Source organism: Kitasatospora sp. NPDC001660 (assembly GCF_053596725.1).
Map to the genome: position 1 here is coordinate 114593 of NZ_JBSFGU010000006.1, position 26248 is coordinate 140840.

At 74.2% G+C, this 26248-nt stretch carries 19 protein-coding genes; 12 read left to right on the forward strand and 7 right to left on the reverse strand.

Annotation, left to right across the window (positions count from 1 at the left end):
- Positions 1-21 precede the first annotated feature (21 nt).
- Both ACWCXH_RS09065 and ACWCXH_RS09070 read right to left on the reverse strand, forming a co-directional pair.
- Positions 22-2139, reverse strand: coding sequence for a putative bifunctional diguanylate cyclase/phosphodiesterase (locus tag ACWCXH_RS09065; protein ID WP_449800698.1), 2118 nt, complete (start codon positions 2137-2139; stop codon positions 22-24).
- 115 nt (positions 2140-2254) lie between these two features.
- Positions 2255-3061 (reverse strand): SAM-dependent methyltransferase, encoded by an 807-nt coding sequence (locus tag ACWCXH_RS09070; RefSeq protein ID WP_449800699.1) that lies wholly within the window; start codon positions 3059-3061, stop codon positions 2255-2257.
- Between the two features lie 270 nt (positions 3062-3331).
- Here ACWCXH_RS09070 and ACWCXH_RS09075 point away from each other — a divergent pair, with 270 nt between their 5' ends.
- The gene (locus ACWCXH_RS09075; protein ID WP_449800700.1) at positions 3332-3787 is read left to right on the forward strand and encodes an SRPBCC family protein; all 456 of its coding nucleotides are present in this window, start codon (positions 3332-3334) and stop codon (positions 3785-3787) included.
- 65 nt (positions 3788-3852) lie between these two features.
- Here ACWCXH_RS09075 and ACWCXH_RS09080 read toward each other — a convergent pair whose 3' ends face one another.
- A complete protein-coding gene (locus ACWCXH_RS09080) occupies positions 3853-4059 on the reverse strand; it encodes a hypothetical protein (RefSeq protein WP_449800701.1) in 207 nt (68 codons plus the stop codon).
- Here ACWCXH_RS09080 and ACWCXH_RS09085 point away from each other — a divergent pair.
- The 7 genes from ACWCXH_RS09085 (at position 4043) to ACWCXH_RS09115 (ending at position 12939) form a co-directional block, all read left to right on the forward strand.
- Positions 4043-5131 (forward strand): aminotransferase class I/II-fold pyridoxal phosphate-dependent enzyme, encoded by a 1089-nt coding sequence (locus tag ACWCXH_RS09085; RefSeq protein WP_449800702.1) that lies wholly within the window; start codon positions 4043-4045, stop codon positions 5129-5131. The genes ACWCXH_RS09080 and ACWCXH_RS09085 overlap by 17 nt on opposite strands.
- Before the next feature lie 277 nt (positions 5132-5408).
- Complete coding sequence (egtA, locus tag ACWCXH_RS09090; protein ID WP_449800703.1) at positions 5409-6686, forward strand: ergothioneine biosynthesis glutamate--cysteine ligase EgtA; 1278 nt, start codon at positions 5409-5411, stop codon at positions 6684-6686.
- Complete coding sequence (egtB, locus tag ACWCXH_RS09095) at positions 6683-8056, forward strand: ergothioneine biosynthesis protein EgtB (RefSeq protein ID WP_449800704.1); 1374 nt, start codon at positions 6683-6685, stop codon at positions 8054-8056. Before egtA ends, egtB begins: the two co-directional genes overlap by 4 nt.
- Positions 8056-8823, forward strand: a complete 768-nt coding sequence (gene egtC / locus ACWCXH_RS09100) for an ergothioneine biosynthesis protein EgtC (RefSeq protein ID WP_449800886.1) — start codon at positions 8056-8058, stop codon at positions 8821-8823. The genes egtB and egtC overlap by 1 nt, the downstream gene beginning before the upstream one ends.
- Positions 8824-8884: 61 nt before the next feature.
- The gene (gene egtD, locus ACWCXH_RS09105) at positions 8885-9856 is read left to right on the forward strand and encodes an L-histidine N(alpha)-methyltransferase (protein WP_449800705.1); all 972 of its coding nucleotides are present in this window, start codon (positions 8885-8887) and stop codon (positions 9854-9856) included.
- A 191-nt stretch (positions 9857-10047) separates the two neighbouring features.
- Complete coding sequence (locus ACWCXH_RS09110) at positions 10048-11475, forward strand: sugar porter family MFS transporter (RefSeq protein WP_449800887.1); 1428 nt, start codon at positions 10048-10050, stop codon at positions 11473-11475.
- Positions 11476-11754: 279 nt separating this feature from the next.
- Positions 11755-12939 (forward strand): nitric oxide synthase oxygenase, encoded by a 1185-nt coding sequence (locus tag ACWCXH_RS09115; RefSeq protein ID WP_449800888.1) that lies wholly within the window; start codon positions 11755-11757, stop codon positions 12937-12939.
- A gap of 27 nt (positions 12940-12966) precedes the next feature.
- Here the strand turns inward: ACWCXH_RS09115 and ACWCXH_RS09120 are convergent, their stop codons facing one another.
- Positions 12967-13659, reverse strand: a complete 693-nt coding sequence (locus ACWCXH_RS09120) for a TetR/AcrR family transcriptional regulator (protein WP_449800706.1) — start codon at positions 13657-13659, stop codon at positions 12967-12969.
- A 181-nt stretch (positions 13660-13840) separates the two neighbouring features.
- Between ACWCXH_RS09120 and ACWCXH_RS09125 the strand changes: the two genes are divergently transcribed.
- The 4 genes from ACWCXH_RS09125 (at position 13841) to ACWCXH_RS09140 (ending at position 18707) form a co-directional block, all read left to right on the forward strand.
- The gene (locus ACWCXH_RS09125) at positions 13841-15004 is read left to right on the forward strand and encodes an acyl-CoA dehydrogenase family protein (protein WP_449800707.1); all 1164 of its coding nucleotides are present in this window, start codon (positions 13841-13843) and stop codon (positions 15002-15004) included.
- Positions 15005-15053: 49 nt separating this feature from the next.
- Positions 15054-16241, forward strand: coding sequence for a thiolase family protein (locus tag ACWCXH_RS09130; protein ID WP_449800708.1), 1188 nt, complete (start codon positions 15054-15056; stop codon positions 16239-16241).
- A gap of 52 nt (positions 16242-16293) precedes the next feature.
- On the forward strand, positions 16294-17052 hold the full coding sequence (gene fabG / locus ACWCXH_RS09135) for a 3-oxoacyl-ACP reductase FabG (protein WP_449800709.1): 759 nt from the start codon (positions 16294-16296) through the stop codon (positions 17050-17052).
- A 284-nt stretch (positions 17053-17336) separates the two neighbouring features.
- Positions 17337-18707 (forward strand): S53 family peptidase, encoded by a 1371-nt coding sequence (locus ACWCXH_RS09140; RefSeq protein ID WP_449800710.1) that lies wholly within the window; start codon positions 17337-17339, stop codon positions 18705-18707.
- A 216-nt stretch (positions 18708-18923) separates the two neighbouring features.
- Here the strand turns inward: ACWCXH_RS09140 and ACWCXH_RS09145 are convergent, their stop codons facing one another.
- From ACWCXH_RS09145 to ACWCXH_RS09155, 3 genes are all read right to left on the reverse strand, one after another.
- Positions 18924-21257 (reverse strand): hypothetical protein, encoded by a 2334-nt coding sequence (locus ACWCXH_RS09145; RefSeq protein WP_449800711.1) that lies wholly within the window; start codon positions 21255-21257, stop codon positions 18924-18926.
- 332 nt (positions 21258-21589) lie between these two features.
- A complete protein-coding gene (locus ACWCXH_RS09150; RefSeq protein ID WP_449800712.1) occupies positions 21590-25585 on the reverse strand; it encodes a LysM peptidoglycan-binding domain-containing protein in 3996 nt (1331 codons plus the stop codon).
- A complete protein-coding gene (locus tag ACWCXH_RS09155) occupies positions 25585-25968 on the reverse strand; it encodes a hypothetical protein (RefSeq protein ID WP_449800713.1) in 384 nt (127 codons plus the stop codon). Before ACWCXH_RS09155 ends, ACWCXH_RS09150 begins: the two co-directional genes overlap by 1 nt.
- Between the last annotated feature and the right edge of the window lie 280 nt (positions 25969-26248).

Here is a 26248-nt window from a genome sequence, read left to right on the forward strand (position 1 = left end):
ACCGTCGTCAACGCCCCGCCGTCACCGCTCCCCGACCGGCCGTCCATGCGGTTCCTCGGCGATCCGGCGGGCGATCTCGGACGGGCGCACCGGCCGCCCGAAGTGCCAGCCCTGCGCCCAGTCGCAGCCCATCGTCCGCAGCCTCTCGGCGTCCCTGCGGGTCTCCACGCCCTCGGCGGTGACGTTCAGCCCGAGGGCGTGCGCCATCGACACCAGACCGCTGACGATGCGCCACCCGGTGGACTCGTCCTTGCCCGGATCGTGCAGGTCCCCCACGAAGGACCCGGCGATCTTGAGGCCGGACACGGGCAGGTCGCGCAGGTAGGCGAGGTTGGACCAGCCGGTGCCGAAGTCGTCGACGGCCAGCGACACCCCGAGATCGACCAGCCCGTGCAGGGTACGCAGCGCCTCGTCCTCCGGCCCGACCACCGTCGACTCGGTGATCTCCAGCTGGAGCCGGGCCGGGTCCAGGCCGGTGTCGTCGAGGATCCGGCCGAGGTCGGTGACGAGCGCGGCGCTGCGCGCCTGGCGGACCGCCAGGTTGACGTTGAGCTGCGGCGCGGCATCGCCGAACCGTTTGATCCATTCGGCGGCCTGGCCGCAGGCCTGCTCCAGCACCCAGCGGCCGAGCGGCATGATCAGGCCGGTCTCCTCGGCGGTGGTGACGAACTCGTCCGGGCCGAGGACGCCGAGCTGGGGGTGGCGCCAGCGCACCAACGCCTCGACGGCGGCGAGGCGGCCGTCGGCGAGCGCGTGGAGGGGCTGGTAGTCGATGAAGAACTCGCCGCGGTCGAGGGCGGCGGGCATCCGCACCGAGACCGCGTAGCGGCTGACCGCGCGGGCGTTCTCCTTGGGGTCGAACAGCGTCCAGCGGCCGCGGCCGGCCTCCTTGGCCCGGTACAGCGTCAGGTCGGCGGCCCGGACGGCGGCGCCCGGGGTCGTCGTCGACACGCGCCGCTCCAGCACGCCGACGCTGGCGCCGACGGCGAGCTTGTGGTCGCCGATGAGCACGGGCCCGGCGAGCGCCTTGAGGACGGTCTTCGCGGCGGCGACCGCCTCCTGCTCGCCCCGGCACTTCTCCAGCAGCACGACGAACTCGTCGCCGCCGAGCCGGGCGACCAGATGGCCGAGCGGGGAGAGCGCGGCCTTCAGGCGGGCGCCGACGGCGGAGAGCAACTGGTCGCCGGTGTCGTGGCCGAGGCTGTCGTTGACGACCTTGAAGCCGTCGAGGTCGACGTAGCACAGGCCGAACCGGGCGCCCGGCTCCGGCTCCTCGAACAGCTTCTCCAGCCGCTCGAAGAAGGCCGCCCGGTTGGGCAGCCCGGTGAGCGGGTCGTGGGTGGCCTGGTGGCGCAGCCGCTCCTGGAGCCGGTAGCGGTCGGTGACGTCCTCCAGCATCGCCACCTGGTACTGCGGGACGCCGTCGTCGTCGCGGATCAGCGAGACGGTGAGGTGGGTCCAGATGATCTCGCCGTCCTGCCGGTAGTACGGCTTGTCGAACTGGAAGTACTCCCGCTTGCCGCTGATCAGCTCCTCGTACGCCTCCCACACGCCCGGGGTGTCCTCGGGGTGGACGAGGTCACCGACGCGGCGGCCGATCATGTCCTCCGGCCGGGCGCCGAACAGGTCCTGGAGGGCCTTGTTGACGGCCAGGATGTTGCCGTCGGTGTCGCCGATGCCGATGCCGATCGCGGCGCTCTCGAACAGGGCGCGGAAGCGGGCCTCGGAGGCGCGCAGCGCCCGTTCGGCCTCCTTGCGGGCGAGGTCCGCGGCGGCCCGGATCGACTCCTGCTCACGCAGGGTGCGCTCGCGCAGGGCGGCGGCCCAGCCGGCCGCGAAGGCGCCGGTGAGGGCGGGACCGCGGTCGTCGCCGACCGGCTGGGCCTGCAGGAGCTCGACCGCCCGGGCGAGGACGACCGGGTCGGTGAAGTGCGCCTCCACCAGCTCGGCGCCGGCCCGCTCGGCGAGGTGCGGCTGGAACGGCTCGTTCAGCTGGGCGCGGTGGAGCAGCGCGGCGGTGCGGGCCACGAGGCGACCGAGCAGGCCGGGGTGGACGGCGGTGCCGTGGTCACCGGAGAGCAGGCGGGCCCAGTCCTCGTGGAACCGCTCCGCGCTGCCGGACACCGGGGCGGTGCTCATGCGACCGCCGCCCGGTGCGCGGCCAGGCCCGTCGGTCCCGGACGGCTCGGACGGCTCGGACGGCTCGGACGGCTCGCGGCGATCCGACCCGGGGCGATCCGGCCGCTCCGTGCGTTCAAGGGCGGAACCCCACGCCGGCCACCCCGCTCATCCGCTCGGGGTGCTCACCGACCGACTCCGGCTGGTCCGGCCGCCACTGCGGCAGGTAGACGACGCCGGGCTCGACGAGCTCGAAGCCCGCGAGCATCGCGGTGACCTGCTCGCGGGTCCGCATGGTCAGGGGCGTCGGCGTCATCCGGTACAGCTTCTGGTGGTCCTCGGCCTGGTCGGGGCGGCCCTCCGAGGAGGCGTGGGAGAGGGCCAGCGCGCTGCCGGCGGGGAGCGCGTCGCGGACCGTCGCGATCAGCTTCCACGGGTCCTCGTCGTCGCTGACGAAGTGGGCGACGGCCACCAGCAGGACGCCGACCGGCTCGCGGGCCGCGAGCAGCCCGGCCACCTCGGGGCGGGCGAGCAGGTCGTCGACGTCGCGCAGGTCGGCCTGGACGACCTCGCTCAGCGGGTCGTCCTGGAGCATCAGGCGGCTGTGCGCGGCGGCGACCGGGTCGCGGTCCACATACACGACCTGCGCCCCGGGGTGGATCGTGCGGGCGATCTCGTGCACGGCGCCGAAGGTCGGGATGCCGGACCCGATGTCCAGGAAGCGGGTGATGCCCCGCTCGGCGAGGAAGGTCACGGCGCGGCGCAGGAAGGCCCGGTTGGAACGCATGATCTGGGGCAGCTCCGGCCACAGGGCGATCGCCTTGCGGGCCATCTCCCGGTCCGCCTCGAAATTGTGCGATCCCCCGAGGTAGTAGTCGTAGACCCGCGCGGCGTTCGGTTTGTCCAGGTCCGTGCCCTCCGGTACCCAGCTCGCTCGCCGCATGCCTGTGACTCCTTCACTCCGATCGCGGGAGGCAGTGCCCGCAGGCCACTGCTGTGACAGATGAGACTACAAGCACACAAGATCCTGCCCCGCACCCCGAACGGGTGCAAGCGGAGTGTCGACTTCCAGGCCGTGCGCGCCGCGTGCGCGGCCGGTCGGGGGCGGGCGCGTGCCGCCCGGCCTCGCCCAACCGCACCACCGTCACCAACTCCGCTACGGCTCACGGGCGTTCAGCACTCGATGCCGATCGGGCCGAGCTAGGGTGGGGGCGTGGACCCCAACCACTACCGATTCCGAGGCGTGTGGCGGCTCGCCGCGCCGGCCCCGGAGGTGTACGCGGCGCTGGAAGACGTGCGGAGCTACCCGCTGTGGTGGCCGGAGGTTCGCGAAGTGCACCAGACCGACGAGGAGTCGGGCGAGGTCGTCGTGCGCGCACTGCTCCCGTACCGGCTGGTGATCAAGCTGGAGTCCCGACACCGCGACCCGGCGGCAGGCGTGCTGGAGGCGGCCATGCGGGGCGATCTGGTCGGGTGGTCCCGCTTCACCGTCACGCCGGACGGAAGTGGCAGCCGTGTCCTCTTCGAGGAGGACACGCGCCCCGGCAAGCTCCTCCTGCGACGGCTCGCCCTCCCCCTGCACCCCGTCTTCCGGGCGAACCACGCGGTGATGATGCGGCGAGGACGGCGGGGGCTGGCGGGGTACTTGGAGCACACAGGCAGCCAATGACAGATGACAGATTTCAGCGAACAGATTTCAAAATCTGTTCGCTGAAATCTGTCATCTGTTAGTCGTCACCCGCCGCCGGGTACGTCTCCGAGCGTGACACCTACCGCCTCCACCTCCGCCTCCTCGTCCACCCCCTCCTCCACCTCCGCCTCCTCGTCCACCCCCTCCTCCGCCTCCGACTTCGCACGGCCCTTCGACCGGACCGATACCGGGAGCAGCAAGTGGGCGAGAGCCGCCGGGCCGGGGATCATCGCCATGGGGCTCGCGGACATGGACCTCCCGGGGCCGCCGGCCGTCGCCGAGGCGCTGGCCAGGCGGGCGCGGCACCGGGCGTACGGGTACACGATGTGCGACCCGGCCGGGCGGGAGCTGGTGGCGCACTGGTACCGGTCGCGGCACGGTGCCGCGATCGACCCGGACTGGGTCCTGCTCCTGCCGTTCGGGCCGCGCACGGCGGTCCGGCTGCTGCTGGAGGCGGTGCGCCCGGAGGCGCCGGTCGTCTTCCCGGCGCCGGAGTGGGGCGGCTTCGCCCAGGTCTGCCGTGCGGCCGGCCTGCCGCACCGGGAGGTGCCACTCACCCTCCACCCCGACGACGGCTACCGCCTCCCCTCCGGCGCGCTCCCCCGCCCCACCGCCGTCGTGCTGCTCAGCAGCCCGCACAACCCGTCCGGCCGCGTGTGGCCCGCCGCCGCGATCCGCGCCCTCGCCGAGGAGGCGGCCGAGGCGGGCGCACTGCTGGTCTCCGACGAGGTGCACGGCGACCTCACCCACCCCGGCCACACGCACCCCGTCGCCGTCACCACCGTGGACGAGCGGCTCCGCCCCCGCACCGTCACCCTCAACTCCGTCGGCAAGACCTTCAACGCCTCCGGCCTGCCGAGCAGTTTCGCACTCGTCCCCGACCCCGCCCTGCGTGCCCGGTTCCTCGACACCATGGCCGGTTTCGGTTTCTGGGAGGGCGGCCTCGTCGAACAGGCCGTCCAGCGCGCCGCGCTGGGCGAGGGCGCTCCCTGGCTGGACGCCCTGCTCGCCCATCTCGCCGCCGCCCGCACCCGCCTGACCGCCCGCCTCGGCCCCGCCGTCCGCTCCGCGCCGCAGGCCTCCTACCTGCTCTGGCTCGACGCCGCCGCCCTCGGCCTCGCGCCCGCCACCGCCCGCCAGGCCCTCCTCGACCGCTGCGGTCTGGAGGCCTCCGACGGCACCGAGTTCGGCCCCCGAGGCTACGGCTCGCTGCGCCTGAACTACGCCCTGCCGCAACCCGCGCTGGAGACCGTCCTCACACGTCTCGCACACGTCTCGCACGCATGTGGAGTCACCTGTGAAGCCGTCTCCGGCAACGCGTGAAAGCGCCTCCAACGCCACGTGAAGAGCACGCGAAGGGCGTTCACGGACGGCCCCGTTCACCCGATTGCGCCACCCCTGACCTGCAAAGACGGACATTCACGCGAATTTTGCGGAGCGCCCCCGCATGCTCCGTAGCAGACTGGGCAGGGTAGACCGGGCCGCAATCGTGATCCCGAGGATGGTGAGTCCGGTGATACCCATATCCCCGACCACTCCGCCCGACCGGCAGAGCCCCCCGCCGCCGCCCCCGACGGGGGTCACCCCGCTGACGGAGTCGGTGGCGCGGAGCCACGTGTCGGGCGTCTGTTTCAAGATCGGTCCGCCCCGGCTGGTGGGTGTCGAGGTCGAGTGGTTCGTCCACGACGACCGATGTCCCGCCCGGCCCGTCCCCCCGGAACGGACCCACGCCGCCCTCGAATCGCTGCCGCTCGGCGGCGAGGACGGCACCTCGCTCCCCTCCGGTTCGCGCCTCACGCTCGAACCCGGCGGACAGGTCGAGCTCAGCTCCCCGCCCGCCACCGGCCTCCTGGCCTGCGTCGACGACACCCGGCGCGATCTCACCGCCCTGCGGGCCGCGTTCGCGGCGCAGGGCCTGCGCCTCACCGGCGCCGGCACCGACCCCTTGGCCCGCCCCCGCCGGATGGTCCTCGACCACCCCCGATACCTCGCGATGGAGCGGCACTTCGACTCCGCCGGCCCCTGGGGCCGCATCATGATGACGGGCACCGCATCCCTCCAGGTGTGCCTGGACGCCGGCGACGCGGACGGTCCGCACGCGGTGGACAGGCGCTGGCTGCTGGCCCACCGGCTCGGGCCGGTACTGGTCGCGGCCTTCGCCAACTCACCGCTGCTGGACGGGAAACCGACCGGCCACCGCTCCACCCGGCAGATCGTGTGGTCCCGGATGGACCCGACCCGCACGCTCGCCCCCGCCCCCGACCACGGCGACCCGCGCGAGGCGTGGGCGCAGTACGTGCTGGACGCCGAACTGCTGTGCGTGCGCCGCCCGGACGGCCTGCCGTGGACGGCTCCGCGCGGCCTCACCTTCCGCGACTGGTTACGCGGCGCCGGCGAACGCCCGCCCACGCTCGCCGACTTGGACTACCACCGCACCACGCTGTTCCCGCCGGTGCGCCCGCGCGGCCACCTGGAGCTGCGGATGATCGACGCCCAGCCCGGGGACGGCTGGGTGGTGCCCGCCGCCCTGGTCACCGCACTGCTGGACGACCCCGCGGCCGCCGACGCCGCCCTCGCCGCGCTGGACCCGCTGGAGCCGCCGCAGGGCGCGGACGGTCCGCGCCCGCCGCGCAGCGACGTCTGGTGCCGGGCCGCCACCCTGGCCGTCGCCGACCCCGAGCTGCGCCGCGCCGCCCTCGCCTGCTTCGCCGCCGCCGACGCCGCGCTGGGCCGCCTGCCCGGTGCCGGGCGGCTGCGCGCCGCCGTCGCCGAGTTCGCCGAGCGCTACCCCGCGCGCGGCCGCTGCCCGGCCGACGACCAGCTGGACGCCCTGCGCGCCGGCACCCGACGCACTCTCCCGGAGGAAGCCGCACCATGACCGACGTCCGACCCCCTGCCGAGACGCCGGCGAACGCCCGGAACCCCGCGAACGCCGAGTCGCTGCGCGACACCATCGCCGCCGAGCTGCTCGCCGCCCGCGCCCGGACCGCCGCGCTCACCGACTGCGTCGAGGACCGCGACCTCACCGTCCAGCACTCGCCGCTGATGTCACCGCTGGTCTGGGACCTGGCTCACATCGGCAACCAGGAGGAGCTCTGGCTGCTGCGCAACGTCGGCGGCCACGACCCGATGCACCCGGAGATCGACCCGCTCTACGACGCGTTCGAGCACCCGCGCGCCGAGCGCCCCAGCCTGCCGCTGCTGCCGCCCGGCGAGGCCCGCGCGTACGCGCACGAGGTACGCGGCCGGGTGCTCGACCTGCTCTCCGCGAGCCCCCTGGAGGGGGCGCCGCTGCTGGACGCCGGATTCGCGTTCGGCATGATCGCCCAGCACGAACAGCAGCACGACGAGACGATGCTGATCACTCATCAGCTCCGCAGGGGCGAACCGGCGCTCGCCGCCCCCGCGCCACCGCCCGCGCCCGCGGACGCCGCCGCGCTGCCCGCCGAAGTCCTGGTCCCCGCCGGGCCGTTCACGATGGGCACGGACATCGAGCCGTGGGCGCTGGACAACGAACGCCCGGCGCACGTCGTCGACCTCCCGGCGTTCCGGCTCGACACCACGCCCGTCACCAACGGCGCCTACCTGCGCTTCATCGCCGACGGCGGCTACGACACGCCGCACTGGTGGACCCCCGAGGGCTGGGCGCACCGGCAACAGGCCGGCCTGACCGCCCCGCTGTTCTGGCGGCACGAGGACGGCCAGTGGCTGCGCCGCCGCTTCGGCACACTGGAGCCCGTCCCGCTGGACGAGCCGGTGCTGCACGTCAGTTGGTACGAGGCGGACGCGTACGCGCGCTGGGCCGGTCGGCGGCTGCCGACCGAGGCGGAGTGGGAGAAGGCCGCCCGGCACGACCCGGCGACCGGCCGTTCGCGCCGCTATCCCTGGGGCGACGAATCCCCGGCACCCGACCACGCCAACCTCGGCCAGCGGCACCTGCGCCCGGCCCCTGCCGGCAGCTACCCGGCGGGCCAGTCCCCCTACGGCGCACGGCAGTTGATGGGCGACGTGTGGGAGTGGACGGCCAGCGACTTCCGCCCCTACCCCGGGTTCCGGGCCTGGCCGTACAAGGAGTACTCGGAGGTGTTCTTCGGGCCCGAGTACAAGGTGCTGCGCGGCGGTTCCTTCGCGGTCGCGCCGGTGGCCTGCCGAGGCACCTTCCGCAACTGGGACTACCCGATCCGGCGGCAGATCTTCTCCGGCTTCCGAACGGCCGCCGACGTCCCCGACGACCGCGGAGTCGCATGATGTGCCGTCACATCGCCTACCTGGGAGAGCCATTGGCGCCGCGCGACCTGCTGGTCGAGCCGCCGAACGCGCTGCACCGGCAGGCCTGGGCGCCCCGGACGCAGCGGCACGGCACGATGAACGTCGACGGCTTCGGCCTCGGCTGGTACGCGGACGGGGACGACACCCCCGCCCGCTACCGCCGGGCCGGGCCGCTCTGGGCGGACGCCGCCTTCGCCGACCTCGCCCGCGTGATCCGCACCCGGGCGCTGCTGGCGGCCGTCCGCTCCGCCACCGAGGGCTGCGCGGCGGGCGAGCACGCGGCCGCGCCGTTCTCCGCCGGGCGCTGGCTGTTCAGCCACAACGGCGCGGTGGCCGGCTGGCCGGACAAGCTGGACGCGCTCGCCGGGCTGCTCCCCCCGGCCGAACTCCTGAGCCTGGAGGCGCGCACCGACTCGGCCCTCGTGTGGGCGCTCGCCCTGCACCGGCTGCGCGCCGGGGCCGGGCTCGGCGAGGCGCTCGCGGGCACCGTCGCGGACGTCACCGAGCACACCACCGCGCGGCTCAATCTCCTGCTGACCGACGGCCGGTCGATCGCGGCGACCACGTGGGGCGACACACTGCACCACCGCACCCTGCCGGGGCGCGGCCTGGTGGTGGCCTCCGAGCCGTACGACGACGAGCCGGGCTGGACGGCCGTCCCCGAAGGCTCGCTGCTCCTGGCCGAACCGGGCGCCACACCCCGAGCGTTCGACATCACCGTCAATCCCCTCCCGGGCCGCGGCTGAACCCGGCGGCGGCTGAACCATCCCCTTCCCTTCATCTTCTGAACAGAGGGCTCACCCTGTCATGAACAGCTTCGATCTCACCCGACTCCTTCCCGCCGACCACTTCAGCACCGCATTGCGCCATGACGTGCAGCACGGCCTGACGTCCGAACCCAAGCGGCTGCCGCCGAAGTGGTTCTACGACGCGCGCGGCAGCGACCTGTTCGAGGAGATCACCCGGCTGCCCGAGTACTACCCGACCCGCGCCGAGCGGGCCATCCTCACCGCCCGGGCCGGCGAGATCGCCGCCGCCACGAAGGCCCGCACCCTGGTCGAGCTCGGGTCCGGCTCCTCCGAGAAGACCAGGCTCCTGCTGGACGCCCTGAGCGACCTCGGCACGCTGCGCACCTACGTCCCGGTGGACGTGAGCGAGAGCGCACTCACCTCGGCCGGCGAGGCGCTCGCGGGCGAGTACCCCGGGCTCGCGGTGCACGGCGTGCTGGCCGACTTCACCGCCCGCCTCGGCCTGCCCCCGGACGGCGCCCCGCGCCTGGTCGCCTTCCTCGGCGGCACCCTCGGCAACCTGCTGCCCGACGAGCGCGCGGGCTTCCTGCGGGGCCTTCGCGCGACCCTCGACCAGGGCGACCACCTGCTGCTCGGCACCGATCTGGTCAAGGACCCGGCGGTGCTGGTCGCCGCCTACGACGACGCCGCCGGGGTGACCGCCGAGTTCAACCGGAACGTGCTGAACGTGCTCAACCGCGAGCTGGCGGCCGACTTCGACCCGGCCGCGTTCGAGCACGTCGCGCTCTGGGACGCCGAGCACGAGTGGATCGAGATGCGGCTGCGCTCACTGCGCTCGCAGACCGTGAAGATCCCGGCCCTGGACCTGCCGGTGCACTTCGACCGCGGCGAGGAGCTGCGCACCGAGGTGTCGGCCAAGTTCCGCCGCGAGCGGGTGGCCGAGGAGCTGGCGGCGGCGGGGATGCGGCTGACCCACTGGTGGACGGACGAGGAGGGGCGCTTCGGGCTGTCACTGTCCGCCCCGGCGTGAGGCCCGGGACAGCACGAGGGCGGCGCAGGACGCCACCGGGACAACGTCAGGACGCGCCAGCAACAACGCCAATTTGCTTGTTCACCTTACGAATTCTCGGAGCAAAACCTGAGGCACCGGCGTACAAGAGTTAAACGAAAAAGGGTTACGATCTCGACTACCGAGCTCAGCGTTGAGTACCAGGAGTCAAGATCGTGAGCGTCACCCAGAAGCCCTCCGGGGCGGTCGAGGCCCCCGTGCCCGGCCGCCTCGGCTTCGTCGTCTTCATCACCGCCGCCGCGGCCCTCGGCGGGTTCCTGTTCGGCTACGACAGCTCCGTGATCAACGGCGCCGTCTCGGGCATCCAGGAGAAGTTCGGCGTCGGCGACGGCGTGACCGGTCTGATCGTCTCCTCGGCCCTGCTCGGGTCGGCGATCGGTGCCGCGGTCGCCGGCCGGTTCGCCGACCGCTACGGCCGGATCAAGGTCATGAAGGCGGGCGCGCTGATGTTCGCCGTCAGCGCCGTCGGTTCGATGCTCCCGTTCTCCGCCTGGGACCTCGCCTTCTGGCGCGTCCTCGGCGGCGCCGCCATCGGCATCGCGTCGGTGATCGCGCCGACCTACATCGCCGAGGTCGCGCCGACCAAGTACCGCGGCCGCCTGGCCTCCTTCCAGCAGGCCGCGATCGTGCTCGGCATCGCGATATCCCAGCTGGTCAACTGGGTGCTGGCGAACGCCGCCGGCGGCGACACCCGCGGCCACCTGCTCGGCCTGGAGGCCTGGCAGTGGATGCTCGGCATCTGCGTGATCCCGGCCGCCGTCTACTTCGTGCTCTCCTCGGTCATCCCCGAGTCCCCGCGCTACCTGATCCAGGCCGGCCGCCTCGACGACGCCCGCACCGTGCTCGCCGAGGTCGAGGGCGAGGGCATCGACACCGATGCCCGGATCGCCGAGGTCCAGGCCCTGATCGCCTCCGACCACCGCCCGCGCTTTCGCGACCTGCTCGGCGGCCGCTTCGGCCTACTGCCGATCGTCTGGGTCGGCATCGGCCTGTCGGTCTTCCAGCAGCTGGTCGGCATCAACGTGATCTTCTACTACTCGTCGATCCTGTGGCAGTCGGTCGGCATCGACCAGAGCAACTCGCTGCTGATCAGCTTCATCGGCTCGGTCATCAACATCCTCGGCACCGTGATCGCGATCCTGCTGGTGGACCGGATCGGCCGCAAGCCGCTCGCCCTGATCGGCTCGGCCGGCATGGCGATCGCCCTCGGCACCGCCGGCTGGGCGTTCTCCTCGGCCACCGGCAGCGGGAACAACGTCTCCCTGCCCGACCTCCAGGGCACCGTCGCACTGATCGCCGCCAACGCCTTCGTGCTGTTCTTCGCGATGTCCTGGGGCGTGGTCGTCTGGGTGATGCTCGGCGAGATGTTCCCGAACCGCGTCCGCGCCGCCGCGCTGTCCGTCGCCGCCTCCGCGCAGTGGATCGCCAACTGGGCGATCACCGTCTCGTTCCCGTCGATGTCGCGCTGGAACCTGTCGGCGACCTACCTGATCTACGCCGCCTTCGCGGCCCTCTCGGTCGTCTTCGTGGCCAGGTACATGAAGGAGACCAAGGGCGTTCGCCTGGAGGACATGGGCTGATCCGGCGTTTCCCGGAGCTCCGGCCCCCGCACCCTAGCGCGATCAGCGCGGGTGCGGGGGCCGAATCGTTCACTCCCTGCGGTGGGCCGACCACCTCCGGTACTCCTGTTCGACAGGAGGGATGTCTTGATCTTCAACCGGCTTCGCACCCGCAGACCCGCCGCCGCACCCGCCGGCGGCTGCCCGTACGCCCACACCCACCCCGGCCCCCACACCACCGGACTCCAGGCCGCCGGACTCCAGCCGGCACAGCCCCGCACCGCCGACCCCGGCAACGCGCTGCTCCCCGCGGACCCGCCGTTCACCGACCCCGCCCAGGCCGCCGAATTCGTCCGGCAGTTCCACCGCGAGCAGCCCGCGGCCGGTGGCGACCCGGCCGACCGGATACGCGCCGTGCTCGACGAGATCGACCGCACCGGCACCTACGAGCACACCTCCGCCGAGCTCGCGTACGGCGCCCGGCTCGCCTGGCGCAACGCCGCCCGCTGCATCGGCCGGCTGTACTGGCGCAGCCTCGTGGTGCGCGACCTGCGGCACCTGTCCTCGGCCGACGACATCGCTGCCGAGTGCTTCGAGCACCTGCGGCTGGCCGGCAACGGCGGCCGGATCCGCCCGGTGATCTCGGTGTTCGCCCCCGACCGGCCCGGCCGGCCCGCCGCGCGCATCCTCAACCAGCAACTCGTCCGCTACGCCGGCCATCCGGCCGCGGGCGGCGACGAGGCCACCGACGGTGACGGTGCCGCCGACGGCGGCGCGAACAGGATCGAGAACGGGATCGAGAACGGCGCCAACGGCATCGTCGGCGACCCGGCCGGCGTCCAACTCGCCGCCCGCGCACGGGACCTGGGCTGGAAGTGCGCCGAGGACCGGTTCGAGGTGCTGCCGCTGCTGATCCGGGAGCGGCCCGGCGAGCGGCCCGAGTGGTACCAGCTGCCGGACGACGCCACGCTCGAAGTCCCGCTCTCCCACCCCGAGTTCGCCTGGTTCGCCGAGCTCGGCCTGCGCTGGTACGCGGTACCGGCGATCAGTGACATGACGCTGGAGATCGGCGGCGTGCGCTACCCCGCGGCTCCGTTCAACGGCTGGTACATGGGCACCGAGATCGGCGCCCGCAACCTCGCCGACGCCGACCGCTACGACATGCTCGCCACCGTCGCCGGGCGGCTCGGCCTGGACACCTCCAGCGACCGCACGCTCTGGCGGGACCGCGCGCTGGTCGAGCTCAACATCGCCGTGCTGCACTCCTTCCAGGAGGCGGGGGTGACGATCGCCGACCACCACACCGAGTCGCAGCGCTTCCTCAGGCACGTCGCCCAGGAGAAGCGCCTCGGCCGGCCCACCCCGGCGGACTGGAGCTGGATCGTGCCCCCGGTCTCGGGCGGGCTCACCCCCGTCTACCACCGCTACTACGACCCGGTGGACCCGTCGCTGCGGCCGGCCTTCGTCGCGCGCGAGCCCTGGTGACGCCGGGCACCGCCGGCTACGCGCGCCCTATGCGCGCCCGGTGAGGCGCTCGAAGCGCAGCGCGAGCCCGTCGAGGAGCGCCTCCAGACCGGTCTCGAACGCGGCCTCGTCGACGGTGCCCCGGTGGCCGGCCAGCCGGTGCGCCTCGCCGAGGTGCGGGTAGTCGGCTGCGTCGTACAGCTCGGCGTCCGCCGGGAACCCTGCCGCGAAGGAGGCCAGCGCCGAGCCGGTGACGAAGTAGCGCATCAGCGCGCCGATCCGGGTGGCCTGGCCGCGCGGCCACCCGGCGTCCACCAGGTGCCCGAACACGGCGTCCGCGAGGCGCAGCGCGTGCGGCCGGCGGCCGGGGCCCTGGGCGAGCACCGGAACGATGTTGGGGTGGGCGGCCAGCGCGGCGCGGTAGGAGCGGGCCCAGTCGCGCAGCGCGTCCGGCCAGGGGGTCGGCGCTCCTGTCGGCGCTCCGGTCGGCACTCCACCGGTCGCCCTTTCCAACGGGCGGCCGAACATCGACAAGTCGACTTCCCCCATGACGGTGTCCACGACCGCGTCCAGCAGCTCGTCCTTGGTGGCGAAGTGGTTGTAGAGCGACGGTCCGCTGACCGACAGCTCGGTGGCGAGTCGGCGGGTGGAGAGGGCGTCGAGGCCCTCGGCGTCGATCAGCCGCAGAGCGGCGGCGACGATGCGCTCGCGACTGAGCAGCGGGGTGCGCGGGCGGGCCATCGAGCTGCTTCCTCCGGTCGGGTGGGGTGGGGACCGATTCTGGCAGGTGCCTCTTCCCAGCACGGGCCGGTCGGGGCTACAGTCCCCCGTAAAACTTGCAGCGCTAGTTTAATGGGCCATGGGCACGGAAGGCCGGCGGGCACAAGAGCCCCTTGCACCGGGCCCGGAACCGGGAGCCGCCGTGAATCTGGAGCTGTCCGAGGAGCAGACCGCCGTCCGGGAGCTCGCCGCCGAGTTCACCGACCGCGAGATCGCGCCGCACGCCGCCGCGTGGGACCGCGCCGAGTCCGTCGACCGCGCGATCATCGGCAGACTCGCCGAGCCGGGCTTCCTCGGCCTCACCATCCCCGAGGAGTACGGCGGCAGCGGCGGCGACCACCTCGCCTACTGCCTCGTCCTGGAGGAGCTCGGGCGAGGCGACTCGGCCGTGCGCGGCATCGTCTCGGTCTCGCTCGGCCTGGTCGCCAAGTCGATCAACAGCCACGGCACCGAGGCGCAGAAGCGCCACTGGCTCCCCCGGCTCACCTCCGGCGAGGCGCTCGGCTGCTTCGCGCTCACCGAGCCCGGCACCGGCTCGGACGCGGCCGGCCTCACCACCCGGGCCGTGCGGGACGGCGATCACTGGCTGATCAGCGGCGCCAAGACCTTCATCACCAACGGCACCTGGGCGGACGTCGCCCTCGTCTTCGCCCGCACCGGCGGCGACGACCCGCAGCAGCGCGGCCACAAGGGCATCACCGCCTTCCTCGTCCCCACCGACCTGCCCGGCTTCACCCGCACCGAGATCCACGGCAAGCTCGGCCTGCGCGGCCAGGCCACCGCCGAACTCGCCTTCGACGCCGTCCGGGTGCCCGACAGCGCCCGGCTCGGCGCCGTCGGCAAGGGCTTCGGCGTGGCGATGGGCGCCCTCGCCAAGGGCCGGATGTCGGTCGCCGCCGGGTGTGTCGGCATCGCCCGCGCCTGCCTGGACGCCGCCGTGCGCTACGCCGGGGAGCGCGAGCAGTTCGGCAAGCCGATCGCCTCCCACCAGCTCGTCCAGGAACTGCTGGCCGGCATCGCCGTCGACGTCGAGGCGGCCCGGCTGCTCACCTGGAAGGTCGCCGACCACATCGAGCGCGGCCTGCCGTTCGCCACCGAGTCCTCCGTCGCCAAGCTCTACGCGAGCGAGGCCGCCGTCCGGGCCGCCAACAACGCGCTCCAGGTGTTCGGCGGCTACGGATTCATCGACGAGTACCCGGTCGGCAAGTACCTGCGCGACGCGCGGGTCATGACCCTCTACGAGGGCACCAGCCAGATCCACCAGCTGCTCATCGGCCGCGCGCTCACCGGCGTCAACGCCTTCTGACCCACCCCTCTCCACCGGATCCCACCCACTGGACAAGGAGCCCGACGACGTGCGTCCCGTCTACTTCGCCGCCGCCCGCCGCACACCCATCGGTCGGCTGCGCGGAGCGCTCGCCACGGTCCGCCCGGACGACCTCTCGGCCACCGTGCTGCGCGCCCTGCTCGCCGACGTGCCCGCCCTCGACCCCGCCCGCATCGACGACGTCTACTGGGGCGCCGCCAACCAGGCCGGCGAGGACAACCGCAACGCCGCCCGGATGGCCGTCCTGCTGGCCGGCCTGCCGGACACCGTCCCCGGAGCCACCGTCAACCGGCTCTGCGCCTCCGGTCTGGAGGCCGTCACGCTCGCCGCGCGGGCGATCGGCTCCGGCGAGGCCGACATCGTGCTCGCCGGCGGCTGCGAGTCGATGACCCGCGCCCCCTTCGTCCTGCCCCGCCCCGACGAGGCGCTGCCGCACCGGATCGAGACCTACGACACCCGGCTCGGCTGGCGGCTCACCAACCCCCGGATGGCCGAACTGCACGGGGTGCTCGGCATGGGCGAGACCGCCGAGGAGGTCGCGGGCCGGTACGGCATCGGCCGCGAGCGCCAGGACGCCTTCGCGCTGCGCAGCCACCAGCGGGCCGCCGCCGCGCGCAAGGACGGGCACTTCGATGCCGAGCTGATCCCGGTCGAGCGGCCGGACGGGGTGACGGTGAGCCTGGACGAGGGCATCCGCGAGGACACCAGCCTGGAGAAGCTCGCCCGGCTCAAGCCCGCGTTCCGGCCGGACGGCACCGTCACCGCCGGGAACGCCTCGCCGATGAACGACGGCGCGGCCGGGCTGGTCCTGGTCGGCGAGGAGGCGCTGCGCGACCTGGGGCTCGAGCCGCTCGGCCGGTACGTCGCCGGGGCCTCCGCCGGGGTGCACCCGGACGTCATGGGCATCGGCCCGGTGCCGGCGACGCAGAAGGCGCTCGGGCGCAGCGGCTGGTCGATCGACGACATCGACACGGCGGAGCTGAACGAGGCGTTCGCGGCGCAGGCGCTGGCCTCCATGGACGGACTGGGGATCGACCCGGAGCTCGTCAACCCGAGCGGCGGCGCGATCGCCCTCGGCCACCCGCTGGGCGGCTCCGGCGCCCGCATCCTGACCACCTTGCTGCACCGGATGCGCCGCACCGGCGCCCGGCGCGGCCTCGCCACCATGTGCGTGGGCGTCGGCCAGGGCACCGCCGTGCTGGTCGAGAACGCCTGACGTCCCCTTGTCTACTCATCCCCTCTCCGGATCCACCCTCCAAGGAGTTGCAGTGAAGCGTTTCGCAGGAAAGGTCGCCGTCGTCACCGGCGCGGCGCAGGGCATCGGCGCGGCGACGGCCCGCCGGCTGGCCGAGGAGGGCGCGGCGGTCGCCGTCGTCGACCTCACGGCCGAGCGCGCGGCCGGGACGGTCGCCGAGATCACCGCCAAGGGCGGCACGGCACGGGCGTACGGCTGCGACGTGGCCGACTACGACGCCGTCGAGGCGGTGTTCGCCCAGGTCGCCGCCGACCTCGGCGGCGTGCACGTCCTGGTCAACAACGCCGGGATCACCCGGGACAACCTGTTCTTCAAGATGTCCAGGTCCGACTGGGACGCGGTGCTGACGGTCAACCTGACCAGCGCCTACAACTGCAGCCACGTGGCGCAGAAGTACATGGTCGCGCAGAAGTACGGCAAGATCGTCTCGCTCAGCTCGCGCTCGGCGCTCGGCAACCGGGGCCAGGCCAACTACGCCGCCGCCAAGGCCGGCATCCAGGGGCTGACCGCGACCCTGGCCATCGAGCTGGGCCCGTTCAACATCAACGTCAACGCCGTCGCCCCCGGCTACATCGCCACCGCGATGACCGCCGCCACCGCCGAGCGGGTCGGCAGCACGGCCGAGGACCACCAGGCGGAGGTCTCCGCCCGGACCCCGCTGCGGCGGGTCGGGCAGCCGGAGGAGATCGCCTCGGTGGTCGCGTTCCTGGCGAGCGAGGACGCCTCGTACGTCAGCGGGCAGACGCTGTACGTCAACGGCGGGGCGCGGTGACCTGACGAAGGCTTACCCCGCGCCGATAAACTTGGTAAAGTTGGCCAACACGGTGAAAACTGTGAAACCGGCGGGTCTTCCTGACGTGTAGTCAGCAAGCCGTCCCAGCTGCGGAGTTACTTTCCCCTGGGACGGCCTTTACCTTTTTGCGTGGCCCAACACGGCCATGCCGCCCACAAGACCACCACACCAAATGACTATGGCATGATCATGTGGCAATCGATGGGATGGCCGGACCGACCCGACCGGACCAAGGTCGGGCCCTGCGTCCCCCAAGGAGTCCCATGGGCAGCCCCGCTACCCTCCGCCGCGCCCTGGCTCTGCTCGCCGTAGGGGCGACCGCCCTCACGGCCGGCACCGTCTCCGTACCGGCGGTCGGCGCCGCTGCCGCCGAGCCCTCGCACAACCTGGCCGGCGTCCACGTCCAGCCCGCCTCCGCCGGGCACCACCTCGCCACGACGCGCCCCGCGCCGCTGAGCACCAGCCAGTGCGTCAGCCAGATCGGCATCCACTGCTACTCGCCGCTGCAGTACCGGAACGCCTACAACCTGAACCCGCTGTACCAGGAGGGCATCACCGGCAAGGGCCGCACGATCGTCATCGTCGACTCCTTCGGCTCGCCGACCATCCAGCACGACCTGGAGGTCTTCGACAAGCAGTGGGGCATCAAGGACACCAACGTCGAGGTGGTCAAGTGGGGTAACGTCCCCGTCTTCGACCCCAAGAACCCCGACCACACCGGCTGGGCCGGCGAGACCACCCTGGACGTCGAGTACGCCCACGCGATCGCCCCCGACGCGCACATCGTCCTGGTCGAGACCGGCGTCGCCGAGACCGAGGGTGTCACCGGCCTGCCCGAGATGATGGACGCCGAGAAGGACCTCATCAAGAAGGGCGTCGGCGACGTCATCTCGCAGAGCTTCGGCGCCACCGAGAACACCTTCCCGGGGTACGACAAGGGCGACTTCAAGTCTCTGACCGACCTGCGCTACGCCTTCAAGGCCGCCGCCCAGCGCAACGTCACCGTGCTCGCCGCCTCCGGCGACAACGGCGCCACCGACGCGCAGCTCAACGGCACCGACCTGTACACGTACAAGGTCAACTCGTGGCCGTCCTCCGACCCGCTGGTCACCTCGGTCGGCGGCACCCAGCTCACCCTGGACGACAACGGCAACCGCACCGCGGCCGACAAGGTGTGGCACGACAAGTCCGGCGCCGGCGGCGGTGGCGTCTCCGGCATCTTCGAGCGCCCGTGGTACCAGGCCGGCGTCGCCAACGTGACCGGCAACCACCGCGGCACCCCGGACATCAGCATGAGCGCGGCCGTCGACGGCGCCGCCTGGACGTACGAGTCGTACGACCCGACCGCGGTCGGCTGGCACCTCACCGGCGGCACCAGCGAGGCCACCCCGCTGTTCTCCGGCGTCGTCGCCCTCGCCGACCAGGCCGCCGGCTACCGCCTCGGCCAGATCAACTGGCGCATGTACGGCCTGAGCCTGCTCCCGAGCGACTGGAGCGGCATCACGGACGTCAAGGAGGGTGACAACGGCTGGAACGGCGTCACCGGCTACAACGCCACCGAGGGCTACGACCTCGCCAGCGGCCTCGGCACCATCGACGGCACGAAGTTCGTCCACGCCCTCGCGGGCCGGTGACGATCACCAGGGAGCTGAGGTAGCGACAGCTCATGCACCGGGCGGGGAGTCGGCGGCGGCCGACTCCCCGCCCGGTGGCGTTCGGAGTGCCGTGACAGGTGACGGCGAACGGCGAACGGCGAACAGATAACAGCGAACAGGTGACAGATTTCGAAATCTGTCACCTGTTCGCTGTTATCTGTCACCCGTCGGCTGTCGCCCGTTCCCTGCCGTCCGTCAGTTGCCGCCCGCCGCCAGCTGGGCGAGGTAGCGTTCGGCGGCGCGGAGCTTGCGGCCCTCGGGGCCCGGGAGGTAGGCGCGGAGTTCGATGATCTCCGGGGCGATGCGGATGGCCTCCGTGCGGTCCGGGATCGCGCGCCAGCAGGCCTCGGCGTTGGTGGCCGCCTGCTGGGTGTCCGGGTGGTCCGCACCCTGCGAGCGGAGCAGGGTCAGGGCCACCTCGCGGTAGATGTCCGCGGCCTCGGCCGGCTTGCCCGCGAGGCGGCACACGTGGGCCCGGACCTGCCGGACCTGGAGGACCGGCTCGGAGACCGCGCCGTGCTCGGCGATCGCCTCCAGTTCGAGGGCGAACGCGAGGTCCGCGGCGGAGGCGTGGTCGCCCGCGTCCGCGCTGCGGACGATCCGGCCGAGCGTCTCGCGGTAGTCGGCGCGCGGCTCGGGGGCGGCGGGCCCAGTGGGCGCGGGGGCGTCCGCAGGAGCCGCTGCCTCGCGCCGGGTCAGGACCTCGGGCTCAGCCGTCTCTTCGAGTGGGCCGGCCTCCTCGGCCGAAGTGGCGTCCTCGGCCGGGGCGGTGTCCTCAGTCGGGGCGGCCTCCTCGAACTGCGGCCCGTCCGCCGGGACTTCGGCCTCGGGCCGGGGCTCCTCGACAAGGAACGGGGGCGGAGCCGCCACCGTCCCGGGCTGCGGCTCGCTCGCCGGCGAAGGCTCCTCCGCCGTCTCCAGGACGACGTCAGGGTGGGGCTCGGCCTTCGCCAGCTTCACACCGGACGACAGCGTCGGGATGACGTCCTCGGGAGTGACGTCCTCGGGCGCGGCGTCCTCGGGGTCTGCGCCGGTCAGGGTGAGCCTGCGGAGCGTCACGGTCAACGGGACCTCGGGCAGTTGCTTCTGCAGGGTGACCGGGCGCGCGGGCGGCGGCGGGGTGGGCGGCACACCGGGCTTGGTGAGGCTCACCAGGCCGGCGGCGGAGTCCTCGGGAGCAGGCTCCGCCTCCACGACCTCCGCGGCTGCCACCTCGGGCACGAAGGAATCAGGCGCGGACGAATCAGGCTCGGTGGTCTCGGGCGCGGGGTCCTCGGCCGAGGCCCGGGGCGGGGCCGAGACCGGCTCCGGCAGGACGGGAGCCGGGTCGACGGATTCCGTCGACAGCACCTCCGCAGACACGGCCTCCACAGGCACGGCCGGCGCAGGCACGGCATCCACCGGCACGGCATCCACCGGCGCGACGTCCGCCGGCAGGCCGTCGGCGCGGCGGGCGGTGTTGCGGAAGACCGGGCGGTCCGGGGCGTGCGTGGCCACGATCACCACGTCCGGGTGCAGCACCGAGTACACCTGCTGGCGCAGCTGTTCGGGCGCGAGGACCTCGCCCGCGCCGGGGCGGCCGCCGTGCAGGGCCTCGATGAGCGCGCGGGTGAAGGTACCGATCTGCTCCGGGTCCGGGCTGACGACGGCCCACAGCGGGATCCCGTCGCTGAGCGGCGCGGCGGCGCCCTGGAGGAGGGGCCAGGCGCTCTGGTCTGCGCTCAGGTCGGCGATGACGAGGGTCTGCCAGTCGGCCGGACGGTGGCTCAGCTCGGCGGCGATCGCCTGCCAGGGCAGGCCGTCCTGGCGGATGCCGGCGGCCTTGGAGTCGCGCAGGGTCAGGTGGAGCTGCCCGCCGCGCTTGTCCGCGAGCAGGTGGCCGCCCAGGTGGACGAGGAGCGGCCCGGGGTGACGGGCGGCGGCGCGCAGGTGGGCGAGCACTGTGTGCGGGTCGCAGGCGCCGGGCAGGTGGACGGCGTCGACCGCGTCCGCGGCGAGCAGCACCTGCGGCGAGACGGCGGCGAGCATCGCCGACAGCACGGTCGCCTGGGCGGGGGCGCCGCGGCCCCAGGTGCGGCGGCCGGCGCTGCCGTAGCCGCCCTCGACGACCAGGATCCGCCCGCGCGGTGCCGTCCCCAGTCCGCCGCCGGCGCCGGGCACCGCGAACGGCGGCGGCGTCGCGGAAGCGGGCATCGGTGCCGGTGCCGATGCCGGTGCCGGGTTCGACGCGGGCACGGGCGCGGGGCCCGGGGTGCCCACGGCAGGCATGCCGGTGAGGGTCCATCCGGTCGGCGCGACCGGCGGCAGCACCGGTGCCGACGCGGGCGCGGCCGGAGCGGCCGGAGCGGCCGGAGCGGCCGGAGCGGCCGGAGCGGCCGGAGCGGCCGGAGCGGCCGGAGGCTCGTACAGCGCGGCCGGGCCGGGCGGGTGCTCGTCGCCCGGGGTGCGCGGGGACGGCGGTACGGCGTCCCGGGGGCCCGCGTCCGCTGCCGGATCGGGGCCGTCGGGGACAGCTCTCGTCTCCGCCATCTTCTGGTCACCGCCCCGCCCCGCCGCTCGTGCGGCGTCTGATGCCCCTGCGCGTGGTGCCCGGCACCACTCCCGTTTCGGCCACCCTACGAGATCCCCGCGCACCCGATCCAGGCCGGGTCGCCGATCCGCGCACCGGGCGGCTCCGGGCCCGCCCGGCGATCGTCAACTCCACCTCCGAGCAGCCATGTTGGCGGGGACGCGCGAAGGACCACCACGGCACTCCCCCGTCGTGTGCGGATTCCGGCGGCGCGGTGATCGAACTGTGCCCGGACGGACACGGCGTGACACCCCCTCCGACGGCGGGCGAGCCCGCCGTCGGAGGGCCGGGATCAGGACCCGGCCAGGAGGTCGCGCAGGAGGGCGACCGTGTCGGCGTCCAGCTCGCGCCCGGTACGGCGGCTCAGGGCGTCGAGGCGGTTGACGGCGCGCAGGAGCTGGTCCCGGGCGCCGGCGGAGGCGTAGGCGTAGAAGAGGTCGCGGTGCAGGAGCTCGACGTCCGGGGCGACGGCGAGGCCGCGGAAGACGGCGGCCTCGGCGCTGCGGTGGTCGCCGTACTGGAGGCGGCGGGCGGCCAGCTCGTGGGCGGTGTCGACGATGGCGGCGATCATGTCCTGGCGCTCGGCCTCGGCCCACCCGTAGGAGGCGGGCGGTGCCTCGGCGAACGGGGCGCCGCGGACCAGCGCGAGGGCGTGCGCGAGGGCGGCGTCCGCCGAGGCGCTGGTGCTGCGCATGCCGCGCCGGTAGAGGCTGCGGAACTCGTCCCAGTCGCACGTGACGGCCGGGGCGAAGGAGTAGCCGTCGGGGGTGTCGGCGGGCAGGAAGGCGCGGCCCTCGGGGGTGGCGCCGAGCCACGCGGCGAGGTCGGCGATCTTGCCGGGGAGCGGGCTCTTCGCATCGGCGGCGGTGGGGTGCGGGTCGAGGTGGGCCGCACCGGGGTGGAGGTCGTGGTCGAGGGCGTTGTGGTCGGCGCCGGGGCGCAGTGCGAGGTAGGCGGCGAGCTCGGTGAGGCGGGACAGGGCGCCGGGTTCGACGGTGCCGAGGGCGCCGGCCACGTCGACCGGGCCGAGCAGGCGGATCCGGGGCGCGTTGCGGGCTGTGTGGGCCTCCGGGGAGCGGAGGATCGCGAGGAGGTCGTCACTGTCGGTACGGCCGGTGGCGGGGGTGGCCGTGACCGGGGCGGTGGCGGCCGGGCCCGGCTCCGGACGGGCCGGCACGCGCGGGGCCGCGCCGGGGGGCGCCGGCGCCGGGTCGTGGGTCGGCACGGGCTCGGCGGCGGGCTGCGGGACCGCAGGTGCGGGTGGAACCACGGGCTGCGGCGCGGCCGGCGCAGGGGCGACCGGCTGGACCGGTAGCACGACGGCGGCCGGTCCCGGCACGCGCAGGCCCCGGGTCGTCTCATCGCCGGAGCCCTGCCCGGCCTGCTCGACGGCACCGGCCTGCCCGGCCTGCTCCACGGCACCGGCCTGCCCGGCCTGCTCCACGGCACCGGCCTGCCCGGCCTGCTCCACCGGAACGACCTGGGCAGCGGGCCCGACCGGAGCAACCGGTCCGACCGGAGGTGCCTGCCCCGTCACCGCCTTGCGCCCGAGCCCGTTGACGGCGTGCCGCCCGGTACCGGCCGTCGGTGCCGTCGGGTCGGTGCTCGCGAACGGGCTCGCGCCCGTACCGATGACCCGGGTGAGCGCCCGCGCCCCGGCCCCCGCGCCGGCACCGTCCGGGCCGTCCGGGCCGTCCGGGCTGTCCTCGGCCGGAGCGCCGACCGTGGCCAGCACGGGTACGGCGGACGGCAGTTCGGCCGTGTCGGAGTCGTCCGGGCTGTCGGGGTCGTCGGGGTCGTCAGTCCCGGGGCCGTCCAGCGTCCAGGCGGGCGCCGGGTGCTGGGTGGTGTCGTCGGCGGCCCGGAGCAGTTCGGTGATCTGGTCGTACTGCGCGCCGGTGAGCCGCTGGAGCTCGACGGTGAGGTGCAGGCCGGGGATGGCGGCCTGGCCGGAGGTCGGGAGGGTCCAGCGGGCGACCGGGCCGGTGCCGCGCTCGGGGGCGCGGGTGACGACGGCGACGCAGGTGCGCGGGCGGGCGTCGAGCAGGCGGCCGAGTTCGGCGGGGATGCCGCCGCCGGGCTGCTGGGCGCAGAGCACGATCTCCGGGATCCAGGACTCGTCAGCCTGGCCGCGGCCGCGGGCGTCGCGCGGGCTGGTGGCCTCGGCGGCGACGAGGGTGGCGCGGGCCTTGGCGGTGCGCGGGCCGAGGGCGGCGAGCGCGGCCTCCAGGGTGGGGTGGCGGTGGACGCGTTCGGCGGCCGGGCCGCTGATCGGCACCTCCTCGGCGAGGTCGACCAGGTGGAGGTGGAGGCGGTCGGCGAGCGGGCTGTGGGCGAGCTCGATGGCGAGGGTGCGCAGGACGTCGCGGGTGTCGTCGGGGTGCCCGGAGAGGTGGAGGAGGCGGACGGTCTCCAGGTCCACGAGGACGACCGAGCCGTCGGGCGCGGTGCCGAGGGTGACCAGGGCCGGGTAGGGGGCGGCGGTCTTGCGGGCCTGGGTGGCGTTGAGCAGGTCGCCGGCGTCCGGGCTGCACCACCACACGTTGGGGGCGTGCGCGGCGCGGAAGGGCGCGATGGGCGCGGCCGGACCGGAGAGGTGGAGTTCGACGGTGTGGCCGGGGGTGATCCGGGCCGCGATGATCGCGGGCAGACGCTTGCCGCCGCGGACGGTGTTGCGGGCCATGGTGCGCAGGGCGCGGTCGAGCATGTCGAGGCCGGCGTCGTCCTGACGGGCCTTGAGCTCGTTCTCGAAGGAGGCGGCCTCGGCCTCGGGCATGGTGATGCGGTGCCGGGGGCGGCGGGCGCGCAACTGGGTGCCGCGCTTGTGGGCGACGGTGCCGATCATGATGGCGGCGAGCAGCACGCCGACGGTGGAGGCGGCGAGGGCGACGGTGTAGTCGTCGCCGGCCGCTTGGTCGGCGTGGGCGGCGGAGGCGGGCGTGCTGCCCGGGGCGTGCGCGGGCGCCGGCGTGGCCGGGGCCTGCGTGGGCGTGGGCGCGGGCGTCGGCGCGGGGGCCTGGGTGGCGGGCGGCTGGGTCGCCGGGGCGGACGGCGCGGGCGGCTGCTGCGCGGGGGCCGGCGCCGGATCGGGCGCCGGGACGGGGGTCTGGGCGGGCGCGGGCGCCGGTGCGGTGGAAGGCGCGGCCCCGGGCACCGTGAGCACCATGCCCGGCACCAGCTGGTCCGGGTCCGTCAGGCGTTCGCCGTCCGGGGCCTGGGCGCCCTTGTTCGCGTCGAAGAGCTTCGGCCACGCGTCGCCGTCCCCCAACTCGCGCTGGGCGATGGCGGAGAGGGTGTCGCCCTCCTTGACGGTCACCGTCCCGTGCCCGCCGGCAGCAGGGGTACCCGAGCCGTCCGTCCCCGCCTGCGGCGTCTGCGCGGGTGCGGGAGAGGACGCGGGAGCCGGAGAGGAAGAGGACGGGGGAGAGGAAGGGGACGAAGCGGGCGTCGGAGCCGGCGACTTGGCCTCGTCCGGCTTCGCGTCGGCCGGCATCAGGAGCTCCCAGCCCGGCTGGATCGGCCGTTCGGCATCGAAGCGGACGCCCGAACCCTCCATCACCCGCCCGTCGTTGAGCCTGGCGATCTCCACCCACCGCTCCCCCGAGCCCAGTTGCCGCTCGGCGATGGACCACAGGCTGTCAGCGGGCCGGCTGTCGCGCACGGTGTAGGTGGGGTGCTGCTCGGCGGCGGGCGCGAGGGCGGGTGCGGCCTGCGCCGCGGGCAGGGCGGCACGCTGCAGGCTGGCCGTCAACTGGGCCGGGACCGTGGCGGCCTGGGGCCGCTCGGGGACGGCGGCGAAGGACGAGCCGGCCACCGGCAGCAGCGCGAGCACCGAGCCGACGAGTCCGGCCGCGAGGCGCTGGCTCCAGCCGAACGCCGGAATGCGGCGGGCGATCCGCCCGCGCAGCTGGGCCGGGATCTCCAGCAGGACGGAGAACGCGAAGCAGGCCCACGCGAGCCAGCCGACGACGACCAGCAGCCACAGGAACAGCCGCCCGTCGTCCGCACTGGTGAGCGCCTGCCCGATGCCGTCCGGTGCGACGTCGCCCATCGCGGCGACCGCCCGGGTCCCGTAGAGCAGGAGGGCGGGCAGGCCCAGCAGCAGGGCGGCCAGGGTGACCAGCGCGGCGAGCGCGGTGATCACGGCCCCGGCGCGGCCGCGCCCGCCGGGCGCCCGCCGGGCGGCGACCTGCGGGACCCGCTTGTGGCTCCGGGCGGTTCGAGCCTGGTCCGGGGCGGGGCGGTCCGGGGCGGGTCGGGCCTGGTCCTTGGCACGTGGCGCGGCCATCAGTCGGTCTCCGCTTTCTCGACTCCGTGGACGAGGGTGGCACTCCCCTTGCCCAATACCTTCCGCTCGCCGAACTCGCCCAGCAGGACGGGCCGGAAGTCGCTCTCCACCGTGACGGTGACGACCTTGCCGTCCGCGGAGAAGTCGACCCGGGCGGCCTTGAGGCCGTACAGCCCGAGGTAGGCGTTGGCGGCCTGTTCGGCGTACTCCCGTTTGACCTGGATGCCCTTGCCCTGGAGGACGGCGGCCTGGTCGAGCTGCTGTCCGCCGACCCGGGCGGCCTCCTGGGCGTAGGCGTCGGTGCGTTCGGCGACCCGCAGCCGGCCGCCGACGTCGACGACGATGGCGATCACGAACACCAGGTAGACGGCGCAGATCGCCACGAAGAGCGAGACCGCGCCGCGATCGGAGCGCCAGGGCCGAAGCCGGACGGGCCCGGGCCGCAGTCGGCCGGACCGTCTTCCACCGGGCCGCGCCCCCCGGGCCCCCACACGTGCACGCACCTTCACACCCCCTCGGGCTTTCGCACCGCTGTTCGCCCCTCGGCTGTTCGTCCCGGCTGTTCGTCTCCCGGCCCCCCGCCGGGCGCCGCTCGGCCCCGTTCCGTCATCGCCCGAGCGCTCTCCGCTTGCGTCTCCCCCGCGCGGGCCGTCCCCAATCCCC

Coding starts and splice junctions, on each gene's coding strand:
- ACWCXH_RS09065 (WP_449800698.1), bottom strand. CDS start 2,139: ATGAGCACCGCCCCGGTGTCCGGCAGCGCGGAGCGGTTCCACGAGGAC.
- ACWCXH_RS09070 (WP_449800699.1), bottom strand. CDS start 3,061: ATGCGGCGAGCGAGCTGGGTACCGGAGGGCACGGACCTGGACAAACCG.
- ACWCXH_RS09085 (WP_449800702.1), top strand. CDS start 4,043: ATGGGGCTCGCGGACATGGACCTCCCGGGGCCGCCGGCCGTCGCCGAG.
- ACWCXH_RS09080 (WP_449800701.1), bottom strand. CDS start 4,059: ATGTCCGCGAGCCCCATGGCGATGATCCCCGGCCCGGCGGCTCTCGCC.
- egtB (WP_449800704.1), top strand. CDS start 6,683: ATGACCGACGTCCGACCCCCTGCCGAGACGCCGGCGAACGCCCGGAAC.
- egtC (WP_449800886.1), top strand. CDS start 8,056: ATGTGCCGTCACATCGCCTACCTGGGAGAGCCATTGGCGCCGCGCGAC.
- egtD (WP_449800705.1), top strand. CDS start 8,885: ATGAACAGCTTCGATCTCACCCGACTCCTTCCCGCCGACCACTTCAGC.
- ACWCXH_RS09120 (WP_449800706.1), bottom strand. CDS start 13,659: ATGGCCCGCCCGCGCACCCCGCTGCTCAGTCGCGAGCGCATCGTCGCC.
- ACWCXH_RS09140 (WP_449800710.1), top strand. CDS start 17,337: ATGGGCAGCCCCGCTACCCTCCGCCGCGCCCTGGCTCTGCTCGCCGTA.
- ACWCXH_RS09145 (WP_449800711.1), bottom strand. CDS start 21,257: ATGGCGGAGACGAGAGCTGTCCCCGACGGCCCCGATCCGGCAGCGGAC.
- ACWCXH_RS09150 (WP_449800712.1), bottom strand. CDS start 25,585: ATGGCCGCGCCACGTGCCAAGGACCAGGCCCGACCCGCCCCGGACCGC.